Here is a 19239-nt window from a genome sequence, read left to right on the forward strand (position 1 = left end):
ACCGTCGAGTTGATTTCCTTCGACTACCTCCTAGTAAACTACAAGGATCGCGATTTCACAAAGCCCATCGTTGCTTGCGATGAATCCAACGTCAGAACGCGCTCCATATCGAACGCATTGCCGGGTATTTGAGGCGTTGGAGGAAGTTTTGGCGTGAATAGAGCGCAACGGAGTTGTTGACAAAACTATCGCATTTCGATGGATCGATCGGACAGCAGTGCTGCCGGTCTTATTCCCCACAGCACGGTGCTCGATTTCGGAATTCCAATGTCCTCCGCCCTCTCGGTGCGCGTTTTCATCACGGAGAAATGCACTGGCGGCGCGGGCCATAGTTCGGCTGGAATGTGTTGTCGGAGGAGCGGTAGGACCGATAGCGACTGTAGCACCAATCGACATGGGAGTTGCCGTAGGATCGGGCGCGCGGCTGCGAGGCGATGATGCCCCCGATAATTGCGCCAGCCGCCAGGCCACCGATTATAGCGGCGGCGCCGTTGTCGTCATGGCGATCGTAGCCGCGATCGTTGTAGCGATCGCGATAATAGCGATTGTTGCGGTATCCGTTGTCACCGTAGCGATAGCGACCACCGCCGCAGCGATAGACATCGCATCCTCTGGACCGGTGGTTATCCACACCTGAGTCACCGAAGCTTCCGCGGCTCTGGGCGGAATGCGGATCGTTCGAGTTCTCGGCAAGGGACGGCGAGAAGCTCGTCAGAGCAGTTGCGAATGCCAAAACGATGGTTGCCAGTCTTTTCATTGTCTTACCTTTCCAAGCAAACGCATTCTGTCACGCATAGACACCTAAATCTAACGCGGCGCTGAGGCGCATGTTCCATCCGCCTCCGTCGTTGTGGCGTCGAGGCCACCGCGGCCGACAAACCGAAAAAGAATCGGACGACTCCATTTGTGACACTTTTATTGCACGTCCCGCTATTTTATGACGGGCAACTAAAAATTATCGAACGGATGGATGGAATGCTCAGCTGGTTTCGCAAACTTCTGCCAAGGGAAGACAGGTTCTTCGACCTCTTCGCGCAGCATTCAAAGACCATCGTCGGCGCCGCCGAAGCGCTGAACGAGCTGCTTTCAGGCAAGGATGCGGAGCGGCATTGCGAGCGCATCGTAACGCTTGAGAACGAGGCGGACGATATCACCCGCGAGGTGCTGTTGGCCGTCCGGCGCAGCTTCATCACCCCATTCGACCGGGTCGACATCAAGGATCTGATCCAGTCGATGGATGACGCGATCGATATGATGCACAAGACAGTCAAGACGATCCGTCTGTTCGAACAGAGGGAGTTTGATCCGCTGATGCAGGAAATGGGCGCGGCCATCGTTCAGGCAGCGCACTTGGTTGCGGAAGCTATCCCGCTGCTCGACCGAATCAACACCAACGCCCCCAGGCTCATAGCGATTGCCGAAGAGGTCACGCGCGTCGAGGGACGATCCGACGAGTTGCATGACCGCGGCCTGAAGGAGCTTTTCATTCGTCATGGCATGTCGAATGCGATGGCCTACATCATCGGCAGCGAAATCTTCGGTGAACTGGAGAAGGTCGTCGATCGGTTCGAGGACGTCGCCAACGAGATCAGCGGCATCGTGATCGAGAACGTCTGATGGACGCCACCCTCGCCTTCCCGTTGCTCGCCGGGCTGATCGCGATCGCGCTGTTCTTCGATTTCCTGAACGGCCTTCACGATGCAGCGAACTCGATCGCGACGATTGTTTCGACGCGCGTCCTTCGCCCGCAATATGCCGTTGCCTGGGCGGCATTCTTCAATTTCATCGCCTTCCTGTTCTTCGGGCTGCACGTGGCCGAAACGCTCGGCACCGGCATAATCGATCCCGCCATCGTATCGCCGCTTGTCATTTTCGCAGCGCTGATGGGGGCAATCGTCTGGAACATCGTCACCTGGGTCTTCGGCATTCCATCCAGTTCGTCGCACGCTCTTGTGGGCGGTCTTGTCGGCGCAGGGCTCGCGAAGGTCGGGTTCAGCTCGATCGTCTGGAGCGGCCTCCTGAAAACGGCCGGCGCTATCGTCATGTCGCCGATGATCGGCTTCCTGCTGGCGCTTTTCCTCGTGCTGATCGTTTCCTGGATCTTCGTTCGGCAAACGCCGTTCGCGGTGGACCGCACGTTCCGCATCCTGCAGTTCGTGTCCGCATCGCTCTATTCGCTGGGTCACGGGGGCAACGACGCGCAAAAGACCATGGGGATAATTGCCATTCTGCTTTATTCGCAGGGCTATCTCGGCGGCAGTTTCCACGTCCCACTGTGGGTCGTTCTGTCATGTCAGTCGGCTATGGCGCTTGGCACGCTGTTCGGAGGCTGGCGGATCGTTCATACGATGGGATCGAAGATCACCCGGCTCAATCCGATGCAGGGTTTTTGCGCGGAAACGGGAGGCGCGCTGACACTCTTCGGCGCGACGTGGCTGGGCATTCCGGTCTCAACCACTCATACCATCACCGGCGCGATCATCGGCGTCGGCGCCGCACGGCGGGTATCGGCGGTGCGCTGGGGCCTCGCAGGCAATATTGTGGTCGCCTGGGTCGTTACGCTTCCGGCAGCAGCCCTGATTGCGGCAGCGGTCTATTGGGTCGCAGGCTTCTTCGGCTGATCAGGAGGCGGACTTCCGCCTCCTCTGCCACCACACTGAAAATCGTCGCCTCATGCGGCGTGCGATGTGAAGGTCGTGCGACAGAACCAAAATGCCGAGCGGCACCATCCAGAATCCGAGAATCGGCAAAAAACCCAAAAAGCCGCCAAACACAAGCAGGCTGCCAATCGACACGCGGGCCGCGCGCGATCGCGGCAGCGGGATGCGTGTCGACCCCATAACGATGTGGCCAGTCGAATGATCAATACCAAAACGCTTGGCGCCTGGTTTTCCGGTGGTATCATGCGCTTCAGTCATCCACAGGAGATGGGGATAAACAGGCTGAATGCAAGCGGATGTCATTTTTTTGAAAAAACCGCTTGGCAAATCGAGCAAGCATTTGTATTAGCCCACTCACACCGCGGCGAGCGGTGATCCCTGGTAGCTCAGCGGTAGAGCATTCGACTGTTAATCGACAGGTCGCCGGTTCGAATCCGGCCCGGGGAGCCAAATTCGAGAGGGTTGCGCAGCTAGCGCGACCCTCTTTTCATTTGAGCAATACAGCGACTTCAGGACACCTTTGAGATTGCGCTCGGCGCACCGCGTTTGCTCACGTGCGACTCCAGTTCAATTTTTGTCCCATTGGCGAAGCATCGATCGTCATCGAAATATCATTGACGCGCTGGAGAATAGTCGCATTTATATTAGATATTCAGCACGTTCTGTTTTTGCAGCGGGAGCGAGCATGGTTGACGTCGACACGATTGATGCGCGGTTACCCATACTGTCGGACGACGCGATCCGACAGATATTCCACGAGATCGAGACCCAGGGTTTTAGCTGCATTCCTCACTATATACAGGAACGAGATTTGCATCGGATGCAGGCGTTTGTGTCCAATGCGGTTACTCGATCGGAACATGAGTATGTCGTGTTTAACGGCAGCGACGCGGTACCCGGCACCGGAATCGACGAACTGGCGGCATCCGAGAAGTTTCAAAGCATTTTCTCGCGGCTCTATACGCTCGCTTCAAGCGGTCCCGCCCCGCAGGTGACGTTCTATCAGATCCTGCGCTGCCTGACTGGAAAAGGGGCGGCCAGGCACTCCCTTATCTTTCACTACGACTCTTATCTCATCACTGCCCTGATCCCCGTCACGATTCCGACCGTCGGCAAGCGAGGAGATTTCCTGCTCTTTCCAAACAGGCGAAAGGTGAGAACCTACTACGCGACAAACTTGATCGACAAGGTTCTGCTCGACAACAGGATCACGCAGTTCCTGCTCCGGACACTGGTGCAGTCCGGAAAGTCACCGCTCACCAGGATTGAGCTGGTGCCCGGCAATGCCTATTTTTTCTGGGGCTATCGAAGTGTACACACCAATGAAGCATGCGATCCGGAGGCGGTCCGCGCGACGGCACTCTTTCACTTCGCCGACCCTCACTTCGATAGTTCCTTGAGGGAGCGCTTGCGAGGTCACAGGTGATGACAGGAAGCCAGCACTTCACACCTATTGGCGGTTACTGCTCAGCCCTGCAGCGTTTTTACCTTGCGAAGATCCGGGAACAGTCCTGCCCATAGCAGAACGACGACGATCGTGCCGACGCCGCCGATGACGCCGGCCGCGACAGGTCCCATCATGCCTGCCAGCATGCCGGATTCGAATTCTCCGAGTTGATTGGACGTACCGATGAAAAGCGAATTCACCGCATTGACGCGTCCCCGCATCGCGTCCGGCGTCAGCAGTTGCACAAGGGAACTGCGCACGACGACGCTGACCGTGTCTGAAGCGCCGACAACCAGGAGGGCGACGATCGACAGCGTGACATTGGTCGACAGCGCGAACACGATGGTCGCAAGGCCGAACACAGCGACAGCACACAGCATCTTGAAGCCGACCTTGCTGGTTAGCGGTCTCCGTGCCAGGACAACCGACATCGCAAGGGCCCCGATGGCAGGGGCAGCACGCAGGAGGCCCAGCCCCCACGGACCGGCGTGAAGGATGTCGCGTGCAAACATCGGCAGCAGCGCTGTTGCGCCGCCGAGCAGGACGGCGAAGAGATCAAGCGAAATCGTTCCGAGCATGACCGGCCGGCTCTTGATGAAGGATACCCCTGCAAACACCGACGTCAGGGTCACCGGTTCGCGCTTTGAGGGTCTCCATTCCATTCGGATAGAGATGACGTTGATGCTTGCAACCGAAAAGAGCACGGCAGCCACCGCAAACGGCGCGACAGGGTCGAGACCGTAGAGCAGTCCTCCGAGCGAAGGCCCGACGATCAAGGCCGTCTGCATTAGCGACGTCGAGGTCGCGACGGCACGCTGCAACATGGACGTCGGCATGATGCTCGGAAGGAGAGCCGCCATCGTCGGACGCTCGAACGCGACGGTGGCCCCCATGACGGTGACGGCGACCAGTATCCCCGGCGGCGTCAGCCAGTTCTGCCAAGTGGCAACGGCCAGCAGAGCCGATACAGCCGCCTCGATCACCTGGCAGACAAGCCCGATCCGCCGCCGGTCGAACCGGTCGGCGACGTGGCCGACGACAAACGTCAATGCGACCATCGGTAAAAACTGGCACAGACCGACAAGCGCCAAGGCGAAGGCGCTATGCGTCTGATCGTAGATCATCCAACCCATCGCGATGGCGACGCACTGGAATGAGAGGGAAGAGAAAACGCGAGAGGCCGCGAAATTCAGATAGCCGGGATGGCGAAGGACGCTACCCTGCGGGACTTGACTTGTATCCATTGAGCGACTGTCCGGCGCGAGATCGGGAGCGCGCCTCTAGGTTTTTTTATGCCTGCCGTTTCGACCTCAACGGATGCGTTGTCAACCTCAACGGCGGCCTGTTCGGCCTCATCGGGCCAATACACCAAAGAGTGATCGGTTGCCTCGATCGGCAATTCGTTTTGAAGGTGACAGGAAGCTCGACGGATCTCGCCAGTCGAACCGGCGTGCGCAGGGGGCTACGTCATGCATAACGGCGAGGCGCCTTTGCCTTGTCTTTCAAGTTGTCGAACAGGGCGTACCCTCCCGCCCACCTGCCAAAGCCGCTGGAAATATTGATATGGCCTGCGAGACCGATATTTCGCAGGTCCGTCTTCCACAGCCGCGCATAAAGCGTCAGGCGGTCGAGGTCCATGTAGTGATCGTTCAGGCTCCCGACGGTGATGGTCGGAAAAGGAAGCCGTTGGGTCGGCATCGGTCCGAAGCGGATCGCGCCCGGGTGCATCTTCTCGGTCGGCCGTAAATCGCACGGCGCCACAAGGAGGGCAGCTTTGATCCGCCGGGCCGATGGTCTGTCGGCAAGTTTCGCAGTCAGCAGACAACCAAGACTGTGGGCGACGATGTAGGCTTCGCCCTGTTCCAGAAGAACATCCTCAAGCCGTTCCATCCATCTGTCGACCAGCGGCGCCTGCCAGTCGTCCTGTTGCACCAGAATGCTCCGCGGATCGTCGTCAAGCCAGAACCGCTGCCAGTGCCCCTTGTCCGACCCATTCAGCCCCGGCACGATGAGTGTCGCCGTCATTGGAGTTTCGACCTTACAAATCAAAATAGCGCGGACGATGTTCGAGAGCCGAGATCTCTTCCGTCACCTCGGTGATGCGTACACGCAAATCCCATCCCGTACCGTCTTCCAGATCTTCGCTGCCGAGGCAGTAGCGTGCTTCATGAAGTTCGAGCTTGGCTTCCAGTTGATCCCGAAGGGTACAAAGGCGATCGAAATGCCGAATAATGCTCATGCTCTGCTCCTGTTCGGCCGCAGTACCGGGGCGACGATCCCAGGAAAGTATTGCCTATAATTTTAGTAGATTAAAGAAACAGCGCACCAAGCTTCGCCCCGCGCGCGAAAATTCCGCATCGAAGAGATGCGTCAGCGAGCCGAAGACCACGCCTCGATCCGATTGAACCACGTTGGATCGATCGTGATCTCAATGTTTTCCCGCCCGCGAAACTTTTGATCCATGTTCCCCGTAGTTTCGTAGCAGATGCAAACCAGCAAATTGGGGAATGATTTCATTGCCGGATCCAGTGGAAAAGCCGGTCGTCCTGTGGTTTCGAAAGGATCTGCGCGTCGACGACAATCATGCGCTGCACGCCGCCTGCAGGAGCGGCCGTCCGATCATACCGCTCTTCATCCGCGAACCTGCCTCGGCTGGAACTGGCGCACTCGGGCGGGCGCAAGACTGGTGGCTCCATCATTCCCTCAAATCCCTGGACGATTCCATCAACGGTCTTGGCGGATCGCTGCACCTTGCGAGCGGAGACGCGCTCGACGTGCTGCTCGCTATGATCGAGACGACAGGCACAGACCTAATTTTTTGGAACCGGCGCTACGACCCGCCGGGTATGGCCATCGATGTTCGCATCAAGCGCAAGCTGGAGATGCGAAACGTCGAGGTAAAGAGCTTTGGCGGACAACTGTTACATGAGCCGTCGCGGCTACTGACAGCCGGTGGCACGCCCTACAGGGTCTATACGCCTTTCTGGCGCGCGCTCGAGAGGTCCGGCGAGCCGCCTCGTCCTGTGGATGCGCCAGCAACGATGAGGTTTGCGCCTGACGTGCGCTCTGCGGAGCACCTCGCCTCATGGGGACTTGTGCCGTCCGAACCGGATTGGGCGACGCGCTTCAACGAAATCTGGTCCCCCGGCGAAAAGGCAGCACGCCAGCGTCTGGAGGACTTCGTCGACGACGCGCTCGATGGCTACAAGGACAATCGTGATTTTCCCGCGAAGCAGGCAACCTCGATGCTGTCTCCCTATCTGGCACTGGGGGCAATATCCCCTGCCCGCATTTGGGAAGAAACGCGCGGCCTCCCCATTCCGTCCGAAGACGTCGTCCATTTCCGCAAGGAACTCGCCTGGCGCGAGTTTTCCTACCACCTGCTCTACCATTTCCCGAAGCTGCCTTACGCCAACTGGAACAGCCGGTTCGACGGGTTCGCCTGGCTCAATGACGCGATGCATTATCAAGCCTGGACCCGTGGCATGACAGGCTATCCGATCGTGGATGCCGGCATGCGCCAGCTCTGGCGGCACGGGTTCATGCACAACAGGGTGCGGATGATCGTCGCGTCGTTCCTCATCAAGGATCTGATGATCGACTGGCGGCGCGGTGAATCCTGGTTCCGCGACACGCTGATCGATGCCGACCCCGCAAACAACGCCGCAAGCTGGCAGTGGGTCGCAGGGTCCGGCGCGGACGCGGCACCGTTCTACCGTATATTCAACCCTATCCTGCAGGGGGAGAAGTTCGACCCGGATGGCTCTTACGTGCGCGAATTCGTGCCGGAGCTCGGCGCTCTCGACAGCAAATACGTACACAAACCCTTCCAAGCGCCCGCCAGCGTGCTCGAAAAGGCAGGCGTTAGGCTGGGTGATACCTATCCAAAACCGATCGTTCAGCACGCAGCCGCCCGAGATCGGGCGTTGAAGGCCTACAAGGCTGTAAAGGATGCAGCATGAACGCGCATTTTCACCCCCCGCTGCAGCGTCTGAAAATTGCCATTATCGGCTCAGGCATCTCGGGCGCATCAGCCGCCTGGGCGCTAAATCCTCTGCACGACGTGACGCTCTACGAAAAAGCGGCGCGTCCCGGTGGCCATACGGCAACCGTCGACGTTGACTATGACGGCGTCCAAATTCCCGTCGATACCGGCTTCATCGTCTACAACGAGCCAAGCTATCCAAAGCTGACGGCACTCTTTGCGGAACTTGGAATTGCAACGCATTCCAGCGACATGAACTTTTCGCTGTCGTTGGATCACGGCAAGCTGGAATGGAGTGGCGGCGGTCTGTCTTCGATCTTTGCACAGAAGCGCAATCTTCTCAGCCCGTCCTTCCTACTCATGATCCGGGAAATCCTGCGGTTCAACCGTACCTGCCTGCAGGACCGCGCCGCCGGTCTCCTCGCATCCCGCTCGATCGGCGATTATCTCGACTGGCGCGGCTTTTCGCCGGGCTTCACCAACAACTATCTGGTGCCGATGGCTGCCGCCATCTGGTCGACCCCCGCGACCAAAATGCTGCAGTTTCCCGCGGAGCACTTCGTGAACTTCTTCGATAATCACCGCCTGATCTATTCCAGGCAGCATCAGTGGCGCACCGTCACCGGAGGCAGCCGCAATTATCTGAGCAAGCTCCTGGCCCCACTTGGGGAACGGGTCAGGCTGGGTCTCGGCGTGCGTGGCGTCCTGCGCAGCCAGACGGGCGTCACAGTCATCGATGAAAGCGGCGAGGAGAATAGCTTCGATACCGTCGTCTTCGCCGCCCACAGCGATCAGACGCGCCGCATGCTGATCGACGCGACCGACCAGGAAAAGGGGATTCTCGCCGCGGTCCCCTACCAGACCAACAGGGTCGTTCTTCACCGCGACCCGAGATTGATGCCGCAACGCCAAAAGGTCTGGGCGTCCTGGAATTACCGGAGGTCAAGCCATGGAGACAGCGGGGCCGGGGTCGCGGTGACCTACTGGATGAACAGGCTTCAAGGTATCGACAACCGCCACCCGCTGTTCGTTACGCTCAACCCGGATCGAGAGCCGGACGAAGACAAGGTGTTTGCCGAGTTCGCCTACGATCACCCGCAGTTTTCCGCCGAGAGCGTTGCCGCCCAGCGGTTGCTGGCCGACATCCAAGGTCGAAACAACTGCTACTTTGCCGGAGCATGGACGGGCTATGGCTTCCACGAGGACGGCCTTGTTTCAGGCTTGGAGGCGGCAACAGCACTGGGGGCGGTCCTACCCTGGGCAACACCAAACCGGCAAATGCCGAAGCAGCAACTGGACGCCGCCGCATGACACAGCGAAACGAAGTTCATGGAGTCAGCATGGGTGGCAACGGCCCGCCGCCCGATGCGGCGGCGGCACTTTACGTCGGCAACGTGATGCATCAGCGCATGAAACCCTTCGGCCATCGTTTTCGGTACCGTGTTTTCTCGCTGTCGATCGACCTCGACCGACTGGACGAGGCAAACGAGCTGTCGGCGTTGTTTTCCGTCAACCGCCGGAATGTGGTGTCTTTCTACGAGCGGGATCACGCGGGCGAGCAAGGCATACGGGCCCATGCGGACAACCTTTTGGCGCAGGCTGGATTGCATGCCCGGCGGATCCTGCTCGTCTGCTATCCGCGTATTCTCGGCTACGTGTTCAATCCTCTGTCCGTCTACTACGCCTACGGGGAGCGCGATCAGGTGATCGCCCTGATCTACGAGGTGAGAAACACGTTCGGCGAGCGCCATACCTACGTTTGTCCCGTGGGCTGCGAAGAGATGTCAGAGGCCGGCGTGCGACAGACCTGCGAGAAGCTGTTCCACGTTTCGCCGTTCATCGGAATGAACATGCGGTATCACTTTCGAATGCTGCCGCCGGGAAAGGGCATTCGCTGGCGCATCCTCGAAACCGACCGGAACGGCCCGTTGCTCGCCGCCACCTTCTCGGGACAGCAGCGATTCCTGACGACGCCCGCCCTGGCGAAGCTCGGCGTCGGCATGCCGTTCCTCACCGTCAAGATCGTGGGAGGCATTCATTGGGAGGCGTTGAAACTGTGGCTGAAGGGCGCAAAGTACATGCCGCGTCCACCCGTTCCAGCCCCTGTCGGCATTGCTCGACCCCATGACACGACGGAAGCGGCAGAATGATCCTGAGATGCCTGATCGGTGCCTCGGATGCGTCGCCTCTTTCACGTTGCGTCAAATGCCTTTTGAAATCGGTTTTGATTTTCGATCTTATGGGTTAGCGTTTGAGCCAATCGCCGGGGGGCGGAGTGTTTCAGCGCATCGTCGTCCTTAACCGGCCAAAAGTCGCGGGAGGAAAGAACCATGACAGGTGCGAAGGATCCGGGAGTATCGGGGGATGCCGTGCAACTCTCGCATGACAATATAGGCAGGATTTCCAAGGGTTTACCTTTGCGAGCAAAGGTGGCCCTGCGGGGCCTGCTGCATATGCAACACGGTTCCTTGAGGATCGCCTTTCCGGACGGCCGCGTTGTGGTGGCGAGCGGCGCCCTGCCCGGGCCGGATGCCGCGATTCATCTGAAAAACTGGAACATCACCTTCCGGGCACTCGCCAGCGGCACGATCGGCGTTGCGGAGACCTACATGGACGGCGATTGGGACAGCCCGGACATAGCCGCCTTCCTAGAACTGTTCCTGATCAATGACGAAGCCGTCCTGGAGTATGCCAACGGCAAGGGCGGCATTACGCGCATCATCGAGCGTTTGCGGCACTGGATGAATACGAACACCAAAACGAGGTCGAAGCGCAACATCTCGGCGCACTACGATCTGGGCAACGACTTCTACAGGCAATGGCTCGACCCGACCATGACCTACTCGTCGGCGCTCTACTCGACTGGCGCAAACGATCTGCAATCGGCCCAGAACGCAAAATATCGCGCGCTCGCCGAGGCGACCGGCATAAAGGCCGGAGATCATGTCCTCGAAATCGGGTGCGGCTGGGGTGGCTTTGCCGAGTTTGCGGCCCGCGAACTGAACTGCCGGATTACCGGGCTGACAATCAGCCGGGAACAACTTGCGTTCGCCGAAGAGCGCATCCGCAAAGCCGGACTTAGCGACCGCGTCGAGCTCCGCTTTCAGGACTATCGTGATGAAACGGGTCTCTACGACCAGATCGTGTCAATCGAAATGTTCGAGGCCGTCGGGGAAAAGTACTGGCCGGCGTACTTTTCCAAATTGCGACAATGTCTCAAGCCAGGCGGCAAGGCAGGCCTTCAGATCATCACCATCCGCCCAGAAGCTTTCGAGCAATATCGGAGCAATCCGGACTTCATCCAGAAGTACGTTTTTCCGGGCGGCATGTTGCCGACCCGCGACCATCTTGCGGAGCTTGGCCAGAAGGTGAACTTGTCACTGGTCAGGGACTTTGGATTCGGGCTAGACTACGCCCGCACTCTTGCCGAATGGCGGGAGCGTTTCTGGTCCGTATGGGAACGCGTGCGACCGATGGGCTTCGACGAGCGCTTCAAGCGGCTCTGGGAGTTCTATCTGTTTTATTGCGAAGCAGGCTTCCGCGCCCGAAACATAGACGTCCGCCAGGTCGTCTTTTCGCGGAGCTGACGAGCGTGGATGGCGTCAGGCAGCCGACCTCCTGTCCCGGCCGCCATCCGCCTCGTCTATGACCTCAGCCCCTGCCGGTCCTGGTACTGGCACTCTTGAGCGAGGCCGTCACTCGGCAGGATGCGGAGTCACCGGTCGGTGATGCTGGGAAAGCGGTCGCTCGCGCCAGCCCGTCGCGCGGTTGAGGAACCAGAAGTAAAGGCCGTAGGGCATCAAGTTGAGAAGCTTCATCACGTAGGTGAAGCGCTTGGGGAAAGTGATTTCGAAGGTCTGCGACTTCAGCCCAGCGGAAATGTGAGCAGCGGCCTCCTCCACCGACACGAGCGACGGCATCGGAAAGTCGTTCTGCCTGGTGGCCGGGGTATCCACGAACCCAGGATTGATCAGCTGAATTCGGATGCCCATCTTATCGAGGTCGAACTTCAGGCTTTCCGCCATGTTGATCAGAGCGGCTTTGGTGGCGCCGTAGGCTGCGCTGGTCGGAAGCCCGCCATATCCCGTGACGGACGAGACGATGGCGATTTGACCCTGCCCCTTGGCCTTCATGTGCCTGACGGCGGGCACGAGGCAGTTGACCACGCCCTGCAGGTTGACCGCGAAGCTCTGTTCGAAGTCGCCAAGCTTCAGTTCCTCGGCATGAACAGGAAGATAAATACCTGCGTTGAAGATCGCGAGCGCCAGTGCGCCGTGCTCGTATTCGATGGATGCAAGCACGTGCTCCATGTCCTCGGCGTCCGTTACGTCGCCGTCGAGCACGATGATGCTGCCGGAAAGGCCGCTTGCCTCGGCCTGCAGTTCAGCAAGTTTGAGATGGTCTCGGGCGGTTACCGCAACCTTGTATCCCTCGCCCGCAAGCTTCAGCGCCAACGCTCGACCCATGCCTGAACTTGCACCTGATATCCACACGATTCCGTGTTCGGGACGGGCGACAAAATCTTGCATGGCGCATTCCTCCGGTTGCATGATGAACGACAAAACGGGGCCGGAAGTTCCTCGCCACCTCCCGGGATTATGCCGATATCACACTATTGTGGCTGCTTTCAGCCGATCAGATCGCCAATCAATTGTCGGAACGATCCGGTCAGCTTTATCGGCGCATCCAGGACGGAGAACGCAATGCAGGGGCGATCTTTCTCCGCAACCGGCCGATGATCCACCGTTTGGTCAGCGACCGAAATATCGCCGGGGCCGAAGCGGCCCCTGGCGTCATTGAACGCGCCATCGAGAATAAGGGTCAACTCGGTGCCCTTGTGCGTATGGGCAGGCAACGCCCGGCCGGGTTTGATCCACATAAGACTTACTTCGCAGCCGTCGATGTCGATCGAATACTCCTTGAAGCCGGGCAGTTTGGTCTTCCATGGAACCGTATCGACATCGAATCCGACAAGATCGCGAAGCGATTGCGGAAAGAAGCTCTGGGGTTTTTCGGCCGCCGGGAGCCTTTCCACTGGCGGTGCCGACGAAAAAATGGCGGAAAGCCGCGCGTCCCGGTTGCTGATAGGGGCGGCAGTCGTCTGCTCCAACGCCTCGCCTGCGAGAAGCTCCAGGTCTTTGACGAGTCCGCGGTGGTCAGGTTTCATCTCGAGATGCGATTGCACGAGCACGCGCGCCGGCTCAGGAAGAGAGCCGGCGACATAGTGCGCCATCAATGCATCGACCGTGTCGATATGCTGGTGAACCATGACGGTTTGGTCGTTTCCGCTTTCAGTGATCGCTTTGTCATCGTCCATACGGGGAAAGTCAATCGTCGGATCATCGACAGGCCGCCAGATCGCGGCCTTCACGCACAATCGAAAGCATGAAGTGTAATTTTATCGCGGTGGGCAGAGGCATGGAATAGCATTTCTTGCCAACCCAGCCTTGTGAAGGGAAAAGACCGTTCCTAAACTAAGAGTTCCAAAGAGGCAGATTCCATGACCTTCCATCCCTCCGTCCTCGAAGCAATCGGCAACACACCCCTGATCAAACTCAAGGGCGCGTCGGATGCGACCGGTTGCACCATTCTCGGCAAGGCGGAATTCCTGAACCCGGGGCAGTCGGTCAAGGATCGCGCAGCGCTCTACATCATCCGCGATGCGGAAAAGCAGGGATTGCTGCGACCGGGCGGCGTGATCGTCGAGGGCACCGCCGGCAACACCGGAATCGGCCTGACGCTGGTCGCAAAGGCGCTTGGCTATCGCACGGTCATCGTCATTCCCGAAACCCAAAGCCAGGAAAAGAAAGACGCGCTGAAACTGCTCGGCGCCGAACTCGTGGAAGTGCCGGCCGTTCCCTACAAGAACCCGAACAACTACGTGAAGGTTTCCGGCCGCCTTGCCGAACAGCTTGCGAAGTCCGAGCCGAACGGCGCTATCTGGGCAAACCAGTTCGACAACATCGCCAACCGCCAGGCGCACATCGAAACGACGGCGAAAGAGATCTGGAACGATACCAACGGGAAGGTCGACGGCTTTGTCTGCTCGGTTGGATCAGGTGGAACACTTGCCGGTGTCGCAGCCGGTCTCAAGTCATTCAACAAGGATATCAAGATCGGCATCGCCGATCCGGATGGTGCGGCACTATACGAATTCTACAAGACAGGTGAGCTGAAATCCGCCGGCTCTTCGATCACCGAAGGTATCGGACAGGGCCGGATCACGGCCAACCTCGAAGGTTTCAAGCCCGAGTTCGCCTATAATATCTCAGACGCAGAGGCTCTGCCCTACGTCTTCGATCTTGTAGAGCACGAGGGGCTCTGCCTCGGGGGATCCACCGCGATCAATATCGCCGGTGCCGTTCGCCTTGCCAGGGATCTCGGCCCCGGCCATACGGTGGTGACGATTCTCTGCGACTACGGCAATCGCTACCAGTCCAAGCTTTTCAATCCCGATTTCCTGACATCGAAAGGCCTGCCCGTTCCGGAGTGGCTGACGTCGTCGACGGATATAAAAATACCCTACGAACCAGCAGCGTGAGACCCAATGCCCGTCAATGCTCTCTATCGTGACGACTTCTATCTTTCGACATGCGAGGCGGTCGTCACCGCCGTTCACGAAGATGGGGGCATCGAACTGGATCAAACCTGCTTTTATGCCACGTCAGGCGGGCAACCGGGCGACACCGGGTTTCTGGAGCGGGCAGACGGCAGCAAGATTGCGCTTGGGCAAACCAAGCACGGCGCGAGCAAGGATGTTATTATCCACGTGCCGCTCGAAGGCGAGACACATCCCGCCGTCGGTGAGGCGCTGGTGCTGCATGTCGACTGGAGCCGCCGCTACAAGCTCATGCGCATGCATACGGCCTGCCACCTGCTTTCCGTCGTCTGCTCCTACCCGATCACGGGTGCCGCCGTGGGCGAAGAGGAGAGCCGCGTCGACTTCGACATGACGGATACCATCGAAAAGGACGAGGTCACGGCGAAGCTGATGGAACTCGTCAACCAGAACTATCCGGTCTATCTGCAGTGGATCACGGACGAGGAACTTGCGGCCAACCCCGGCATCGTGAAGTCCAAGAACGTGCGCCCGCCGATCGGGCTCGGACGCGTCAGTCTCGTCTGCATCGGCGAGAACTCTGCGATTGACAGCCAGCCCTGCGGCGGCACACATGTCTCCGAAACACAGGAAGTCGGCCGGATTCACATTGCCAAGATCGAGAAGAAGGGCAAGGAAAACCGGCGCTTTCGCATACGCTTCGGCGACGCCGGCGACGAAGCCTGAGAATTGAGGGAGAGTGGAATGAGCGAAGAGAAGAGCCGTTTTGTGGTGTCTGCCGACTGGCTGCAGGCGGAACTGGGAAAGCCTGATCTGCGCATCCTCGATGCCTCTTTCTACCTTCCGGTCCAGAAGCGCGATGCCGATGCAGAGTATGCGGTCGGCCACATCCCCGGCGCCATCCGTTTCGATCAGGACAAGATCGCCGATCACTCGGTGCCATTGCCGCACACGATACCCACGCCCGAATATTTCGCGGCAGAGGTCGGCAACCTCGGCATTGGCGAAACCGACCGTATCGTCGTCTATGACGGCATCGGCATGTTTGCATCGCCGAGGGTCTGGTGGTTGTTTCGCGTCATGGGCGCCAAGAACGTCTTCGTGCTCGACGGCGGGCTCGACGGCTGGAAGGCCGAAGGCCGGCCGCTTGAAACAGCCGTGTCACAGTACGAACCAAAGCCTTTCACGGCAGCCTACGACGCCGGTCGCGTTGTCAATCTCGAAGCGATGAAGAATATCGTGTCGAATGGTGCTCTGCAGATCGCCGATGCCCGCAGCGCCGGGCGCTTCGCTGCGACGGAGCCGGAGCCCCGCGCTGGCATGCGTTCGGGCCACATGCCCGGTGCACGCAATCTGCCGTCCGGCGTGTTCGCCAAGCAAGGCCGCTTCAAGTCGCTGCCCGAACTGAAGCAGACGATCGAAGACGCCGGCATCGACCTGGCGAAGCCGGTTGTCACCTCCTGCGGCTCCGGCATAACCGCCGCTATCATTACGCTGGCGCTCGAATCGCTCGGTCATACCGACAACAGACTCTATGACGGGTCCTGGAGCGAATGGGGGAGCCGCGCCGAAACGCCCGTCGTCACCGGTCCGCCGGAAGCGGTCAAAGCCTGATCGCCATGGCAAAGACACCCGCTACGCTCAAGGCTCATCTCACGCGTCTCGAAATGACGGTACCGCCGAAGGCAAGCCTGCCGGTGCCCGTCAACATCCAGACGGCCATCATGCGCGCTCCCGGCATCCCGCTGCCTTACTACCGCTATCTTTACCGCCAGGTCGGGGCGCGCTGGCAATGGGTCGATCGCATGCGGATGAGCGATGAGGAACTTGCGGCCACCTTGCATGACAAGCGCAACACCATCAGCGTGCTCTATGTCAACGGCGCACCGGCGGGCTTCTACGAGTATTTCGCCGAAGACGAGGAAACGATCGAACTCAGCCATTTTGGCCTGATGGAGAGCGGTCTCGGCCTCGGCATCGGCAAGTGGTTCCTGCTGCAGGCCCTCTACGCAATCTGGACGCAGAATCCCATCCGGGTCACCACGACGACGAATACCCTCGACCACCCGCGTGCTCTGCAGCTCTACCAGATGTTCGGCTTCTCGCCCGTCTCCACCGGCACGGCGATCGTTCGACCGCTCAGCGACAAGGAATTGCTGGAAGCTGCGAAAAAAAGCTAGCCGGCAAGGATCGGGTGGCCTCCACCCCCAGCAAGCGGCATTTAGTGGCAAAGTTCAAAGGAGACTTGCCATGTCCGATATTCGCTTTTCCGCAATGCCGACGACCGATGCCGAGCATCTCTGGAATGGTGGTCGCGACGCCTACGACAACCTGCCGGAAACGATGATTTCCGAAGGACCGGGATACCCGTGCCGTCACTGCCTGGAAAATATCGACGCCGGCGACGAGGTTCTGGTCTTTGCGTACCGGCCGTTCCCGGGGTTGCAGCCCTATGCGGAGACCGGCCCGGTCTTCCTGCACAAGCAGCGATGCGAGCGGTACGTGGCCGAAGAAATCATGCCGCCTGTGTTGGCAACAAGCCGCGACTTCATTGTCCGCGGTTATTCGGAAAACAACAGGATCGTCTACGGCAGTGGTGCGGTAACGCCAATCGGGGACATTCCTACCTATGCGGCAACGCTCCTCGATCGGCCGGAGATCTCGTACGTGCACGTCCGCTCGGCCCGCAACAACTGCTATCAGTGCCGGATAGACAAGTGTTGACCAAGGAAGCCGGCCGCAAAAATCAGCCGGCTTCTACTTACGCTACGTGATGTGACTTACGCTACGTTCAGCAGGCTTTCCGGAGCGTATGGCTCATAGCCAAGCGCCTCGGCGACAGGCTTGTTTGTCACGCGGCCCTTGTGGATGTTCAGGCCGTTTCGCAGGTGCTTATCCTCTGCGATTGCGCGCAGACCGCGATCGGCGAGCGCAAGTCCATACACCAGTGTTGCGTTGTTCAGCGCATGCGCGGAGGTGACCGGAACCGCGCCCGGCATGTTGGCCACACAGTAATGAACGACGCCGTCGACCACATAGGTCGGATCAGAGTGCGTGGTTGCATGCGAGGTCTCGAAGCAGCCACCCTGATCGATGGCGACGTCGACGATGACTGAGCCCTTCTTCATGGCTGAAAGCATCTCGCGGCTGACCAGTTTGGGGGCGGCAGCACCGGGTATCAACACGGCACCAATAACAAGATCGGCCGAGAACACTTCGTCTTCCAGGGCCTGGATGCTGGAGTAGCACGTGTGGATGCGGCCACCGAAGATGTCATCCAGCTGGCGCAGGCGCGGCAGGGACTTGTCGAGAATACTGACATCAGCACCAAGGCCGGAGGCTATTTTCGCGGCATGCAGGCCGACGACACCGCCGCCAATGATCGCAACCTTCGCCGGCAGGACACCAGGCACGCCGCCGAGTAGGATGCCAAGGCCGCCGTTCGCCTTCTGGAGTGCTGTTGCGCCAGCCTGAATCGACAGGCGACCGGCGACCTCCGACATCGGCGCAAGCAGCGGCAGGCCGCCGCGCTCATCGGTTACTGTCTCATAGGCGACCGCCGTCACGCCTGAAGCCAGCAGGCCCTTCGTCTGCTCGGGATCGGGCGCGAGGTGGAGATAGGTGTAGAGAATCTGGCCTTCGCGAAGCTGTGCCCATTCGGTGGGCTGCGGTTCCTTGACCTTGACGATCATGTCGCATTTCTCGAAGATATCCTTGGCCGAGGCCGCGATTTTCGCGCCAGCGCCGATATAGGCGGCATCGTCAGCGCCGATCCCGGCGCCGGCTTTTGTTTCGATCCAGACCTCGTGGCCGTGTGCGACATACTCACGAACCGACGCGGGTGTCAGACCGACACGATATTCATGGTTCTTGATTTCCTTCGGGCAACCGACACGCATTGGCGTTCCTCTCTTTTTGGGTCCGTCCAGCGGACTGTTTTGCGAGGGAAATCCAATCACCATGGCTGTGAAATGTCCTTGCAAAGAGCAATTGCATGGACGGAGTTTTTCGAAGATTATTGCAGAAATCATCAAAAACTCGAAGGTTCTTCGAATGTCACAACTCGACGCTATCGATCTTGCGATTCTGAAGACTCTTCAGACGACCGCGCGCATCACCAACGCAGACCTTGCGGCGAAGGTTGGCCTCTCGGCATCGGCCTGCTCGCGGCGGCTCGATATCCTGGAACGAACTGACATCATCCGCGGCTACCATGCGCACGTTTCGCATAAGGCTCTCGACTACAAGATGATCGCGATCGTGCATATCTCGCTGTCGGGCCAGTTCGCCAAGACGCTGTCCGAATTCGAGACGGCGGTGAAGCGCTGTCCGAACGTGCTGGTCTGCTATCTCATGTCGGGCGAGTATGATTACATCCTGCGCGTCGCGGCGCGCGATCTCGAAGACTACGAGCGTATCCACCGCGACTGGCTCTCGGCGCTTCCGCATGTGGTGAAGATCAATTCGAGCTTCGCGTTGCGCGAAGTCATAGACAGGCCGAACGTCGGGCTCTGACAGTGCATCGAAATCGATGCAATATCGGCGCATTCCGGCTCAAGTTTCCATGGCGTTGGCAGAACCGCCGAGA

General features: G+C 59.2%; 21 protein-coding genes and 1 tRNA gene. 14 read left to right on the forward strand and 8 right to left on the reverse strand.

The window, feature by feature from the left end; translation table 11 throughout:
• Positions 1–298: 298 nt before the first annotated feature.
• A complete protein-coding gene (locus tag ASC97_RS14215) occupies positions 299–757 on the reverse strand; it encodes a BA14K family protein (protein WP_057468955.1) in 459 nt (152 codons plus the stop codon).
• 218 nt (positions 758–975) lie between these two features.
• Here ASC97_RS14215 and ASC97_RS14220 point away from each other — a divergent pair, with 218 nt between their 5' ends.
• Positions 976–1617, forward strand: a complete 642-nt coding sequence (locus ASC97_RS14220) for a DUF47 family protein (protein ID WP_057468956.1) — start codon at positions 976–978, stop codon at positions 1615–1617.
• Positions 1617–2621 carry an inorganic phosphate transporter gene (locus ASC97_RS14225; protein ID WP_057468957.1) on the forward strand — a complete coding sequence of 335 codons (1005 nt, stop codon included), beginning with the start codon at positions 1617–1619 and terminating at the stop codon, positions 2619–2621. Before ASC97_RS14220 ends, ASC97_RS14225 begins: the two co-directional genes overlap by 1 nt.
• Here ASC97_RS14225 and ASC97_RS14230 read toward each other — a convergent pair whose 3' ends face one another.
• The gene (locus ASC97_RS14230) at positions 2622–2918 is read right to left on the reverse strand and encodes a hypothetical protein (protein ID WP_057469367.1); all 297 of its coding nucleotides are present in this window, start codon (positions 2916–2918) and stop codon (positions 2622–2624) included.
• A gap of 117 nt (positions 2919–3035) precedes the next feature.
• Here ASC97_RS14230 and ASC97_RS14235 point away from each other — a divergent pair.
• Positions 3036–3110: transfer RNA gene (locus ASC97_RS14235), tRNA-Asn, on the forward strand.
• Between the two features lie 235 nt (positions 3111–3345).
• Positions 3346–4086, forward strand: a complete 741-nt coding sequence (locus tag ASC97_RS14240) for a hypothetical protein (protein WP_057468958.1) — start codon at positions 3346–3348, stop codon at positions 4084–4086.
• Positions 4087–4127: 41 nt separating this feature from the next.
• Here ASC97_RS14240 and ASC97_RS14245 read toward each other — a convergent pair whose 3' ends face one another.
• The 3 genes from ASC97_RS14245 to ASC97_RS14255 all read right to left on the reverse strand — a co-directional run bounded on the left by ASC97_RS14245 (position 4128) and on the right by ASC97_RS14255 (position 6346).
• Entirely contained in the window at positions 4128–5351 is a 1224-nt protein-coding gene (locus ASC97_RS14245; protein ID WP_057468959.1) for an MFS transporter, read from the reverse strand.
• A gap of 223 nt (positions 5352–5574) precedes the next feature.
• Positions 5575–6132 (reverse strand): RBBP9/YdeN family alpha/beta hydrolase, encoded by a 558-nt coding sequence (locus ASC97_RS14250; RefSeq protein WP_057468960.1) that lies wholly within the window; start codon positions 6130–6132, stop codon positions 5575–5577.
• Between the two features lie 13 nt (positions 6133–6145).
• Positions 6146–6346, reverse strand: coding sequence for a hypothetical protein (locus tag ASC97_RS14255; protein WP_057468961.1), 201 nt, complete (start codon positions 6344–6346; stop codon positions 6146–6148).
• 268 nt (positions 6347–6614) lie between these two features.
• Between ASC97_RS14255 and ASC97_RS14260 the strand changes: the two genes are divergently transcribed.
• The 4 genes from ASC97_RS14260 to ASC97_RS14275 all read left to right on the forward strand — a co-directional run bounded on the left by ASC97_RS14260 (position 6615) and on the right by ASC97_RS14275 (position 11679).
• The gene (locus ASC97_RS14260; RefSeq protein WP_057468962.1) at positions 6615–8069 is read left to right on the forward strand and encodes a cryptochrome/photolyase family protein; all 1455 of its coding nucleotides are present in this window, start codon (positions 6615–6617) and stop codon (positions 8067–8069) included.
• A complete protein-coding gene (locus ASC97_RS14265; protein WP_057468963.1) occupies positions 8066–9403 on the forward strand; it encodes an NAD(P)/FAD-dependent oxidoreductase in 1338 nt (445 codons plus the stop codon). Before ASC97_RS14260 ends, ASC97_RS14265 begins: the two co-directional genes overlap by 4 nt.
• Positions 9400–10242 carry a DUF1365 domain-containing protein gene (locus ASC97_RS14270; protein ID WP_057468964.1) on the forward strand — a complete coding sequence of 281 codons (843 nt, stop codon included), beginning with the start codon at positions 9400–9402 and terminating at the stop codon, positions 10240–10242. The genes ASC97_RS14265 and ASC97_RS14270 overlap by 4 nt, the downstream gene beginning before the upstream one ends.
• Positions 10243–10422: 180 nt before the next feature.
• Positions 10423–11679 (forward strand): SAM-dependent methyltransferase, encoded by a 1257-nt coding sequence (locus tag ASC97_RS14275; protein WP_057468965.1) that lies wholly within the window; start codon positions 10423–10425, stop codon positions 11677–11679.
• A gap of 108 nt (positions 11680–11787) precedes the next feature.
• Here ASC97_RS14275 and ASC97_RS14280 read toward each other — a convergent pair whose 3' ends face one another.
• A complete protein-coding gene (locus ASC97_RS14280) occupies positions 11788–12621 on the reverse strand; it encodes an SDR family NAD(P)-dependent oxidoreductase (RefSeq protein ID WP_057468966.1) in 834 nt (277 codons plus the stop codon).
• A 98-nt stretch (positions 12622–12719) separates the two neighbouring features.
• Positions 12720–13361 (reverse strand): ChrR family anti-sigma-E factor, encoded by a 642-nt coding sequence (locus ASC97_RS14285; protein ID WP_057469368.1) that lies wholly within the window; start codon positions 13359–13361, stop codon positions 12720–12722.
• A 231-nt stretch (positions 13362–13592) separates the two neighbouring features.
• On the opposite strand from ASC97_RS14285, the gene ASC97_RS14290 reads away from it, so the two are divergent.
• From ASC97_RS14290 to ASC97_RS14310, 5 genes are all read left to right on the forward strand, one after another.
• Complete coding sequence (locus ASC97_RS14290; protein ID WP_057468967.1) at positions 13593–14633, forward strand: cysteine synthase A; 1041 nt, start codon at positions 13593–13595, stop codon at positions 14631–14633.
• 6 nt (positions 14634–14639) lie between these two features.
• Positions 14640–15377 (forward strand): alanyl-tRNA editing protein, encoded by a 738-nt coding sequence (locus ASC97_RS14295; protein ID WP_057468968.1) that lies wholly within the window; start codon positions 14640–14642, stop codon positions 15375–15377.
• An 18-nt stretch (positions 15378–15395) separates the two neighbouring features.
• Positions 15396–16265, forward strand: coding sequence for a 3-mercaptopyruvate sulfurtransferase (gene sseA / locus ASC97_RS14300; RefSeq protein WP_057468969.1), 870 nt, complete (start codon positions 15396–15398; stop codon positions 16263–16265).
• Positions 16266–16270: 5 nt separating this feature from the next.
• Positions 16271–16831 carry a GNAT family N-acetyltransferase gene (locus ASC97_RS14305; RefSeq protein WP_057468970.1) on the forward strand — a complete coding sequence of 187 codons (561 nt, stop codon included), beginning with the start codon at positions 16271–16273 and terminating at the stop codon, positions 16829–16831.
• Between the two features lie 70 nt (positions 16832–16901).
• Positions 16902–17375: a DUF1203 domain-containing protein gene (locus ASC97_RS14310; protein ID WP_057468971.1), complete on the forward strand. Its 474-nt coding sequence runs from the start codon at positions 16902–16904 to the stop codon at positions 17373–17375.
• 56 nt (positions 17376–17431) lie between these two features.
• Here the strand turns inward: ASC97_RS14310 and ald are convergent, their stop codons facing one another.
• Entirely contained in the window at positions 17432–18550 is a 1119-nt protein-coding gene (gene ald / locus ASC97_RS14315) for an alanine dehydrogenase (RefSeq protein WP_057468972.1), read from the reverse strand.
• 154 nt (positions 18551–18704) lie between these two features.
• On the opposite strand from ald, the gene ASC97_RS14320 reads away from it, so the two are divergent.
• On the forward strand, positions 18705–19166 hold the full coding sequence (locus tag ASC97_RS14320; RefSeq protein WP_057469369.1) for an Lrp/AsnC family transcriptional regulator: 462 nt from the start codon (positions 18705–18707) through the stop codon (positions 19164–19166).
• The last annotated feature ends 73 nt before the right edge of the window (positions 19167–19239 follow it).

Source organism: Rhizobium sp. Root1203 (assembly GCF_001424945.1).
Classification (GTDB): Bacteria; Pseudomonadota; Alphaproteobacteria; order Rhizobiales; family Rhizobiaceae; genus Rhizobium.

Coding starts and splice junctions, on each gene's coding strand:
- ASC97_RS14215 (WP_057468955.1), bottom strand. CDS start 757: ATGAAAAGACTGGCAACCATCGTTTTGGCATTCGCAACTGCTCTGACG.
- ASC97_RS14220 (WP_057468956.1), top strand. CDS start 976: ATGCTCAGCTGGTTTCGCAAACTTCTGCCAAGGGAAGACAGGTTCTTC.
- ASC97_RS14225 (WP_057468957.1), top strand. CDS start 1,617: ATGGACGCCACCCTCGCCTTCCCGTTGCTCGCCGGGCTGATCGCGATC.
- ASC97_RS14230 (WP_057469367.1), bottom strand. CDS start 2,918: ATGACTGAAGCGCATGATACCACCGGAAAACCAGGCGCCAAGCGTTTT.
- ASC97_RS14240 (WP_057468958.1), top strand. CDS start 3,346: ATGGTTGACGTCGACACGATTGATGCGCGGTTACCCATACTGTCGGAC.
- ASC97_RS14245 (WP_057468959.1), bottom strand. CDS start 5,351: ATGGATACAAGTCAAGTCCCGCAGGGTAGCGTCCTTCGCCATCCCGGC.
- ASC97_RS14250 (WP_057468960.1), bottom strand. CDS start 6,132: ATGACGGCGACACTCATCGTGCCGGGGCTGAATGGGTCGGACAAGGGG.
- ASC97_RS14255 (WP_057468961.1), bottom strand. CDS start 6,346: ATGAGCATTATTCGGCATTTCGATCGCCTTTGTACCCTTCGGGATCAA.
- ASC97_RS14260 (WP_057468962.1), top strand. CDS start 6,615: ATGATTTCATTGCCGGATCCAGTGGAAAAGCCGGTCGTCCTGTGGTTT.
- ASC97_RS14265 (WP_057468963.1), top strand. CDS start 8,066: ATGAACGCGCATTTTCACCCCCCGCTGCAGCGTCTGAAAATTGCCATT.
- ASC97_RS14270 (WP_057468964.1), top strand. CDS start 9,400: ATGACACAGCGAAACGAAGTTCATGGAGTCAGCATGGGTGGCAACGGC.
- ASC97_RS14275 (WP_057468965.1), top strand. CDS start 10,423: ATGACAGGTGCGAAGGATCCGGGAGTATCGGGGGATGCCGTGCAACTC.
- ASC97_RS14280 (WP_057468966.1), bottom strand. CDS start 12,621: ATGCAAGATTTTGTCGCCCGTCCCGAACACGGAATCGTGTGGATATCA.
- ASC97_RS14285 (WP_057469368.1), bottom strand. CDS start 13,361: ATGGTTCACCAGCATATCGACACGGTCGATGCATTGATGGCGCACTAT.
- ASC97_RS14290 (WP_057468967.1), top strand. CDS start 13,593: ATGACCTTCCATCCCTCCGTCCTCGAAGCAATCGGCAACACACCCCTG.
- ASC97_RS14295 (WP_057468968.1), top strand. CDS start 14,640: ATGCCCGTCAATGCTCTCTATCGTGACGACTTCTATCTTTCGACATGC.
- sseA (WP_057468969.1), top strand. CDS start 15,396: ATGAGCGAAGAGAAGAGCCGTTTTGTGGTGTCTGCCGACTGGCTGCAG.
- ASC97_RS14305 (WP_057468970.1), top strand. CDS start 16,271: ATGGCAAAGACACCCGCTACGCTCAAGGCTCATCTCACGCGTCTCGAA.
- ASC97_RS14310 (WP_057468971.1), top strand. CDS start 16,902: ATGTCCGATATTCGCTTTTCCGCAATGCCGACGACCGATGCCGAGCAT.
- ald (WP_057468972.1), bottom strand. CDS start 18,550: ATGCGTGTCGGTTGCCCGAAGGAAATCAAGAACCATGAATATCGTGTC.
- ASC97_RS14320 (WP_057469369.1), top strand. CDS start 18,705: ATGTCACAACTCGACGCTATCGATCTTGCGATTCTGAAGACTCTTCAG.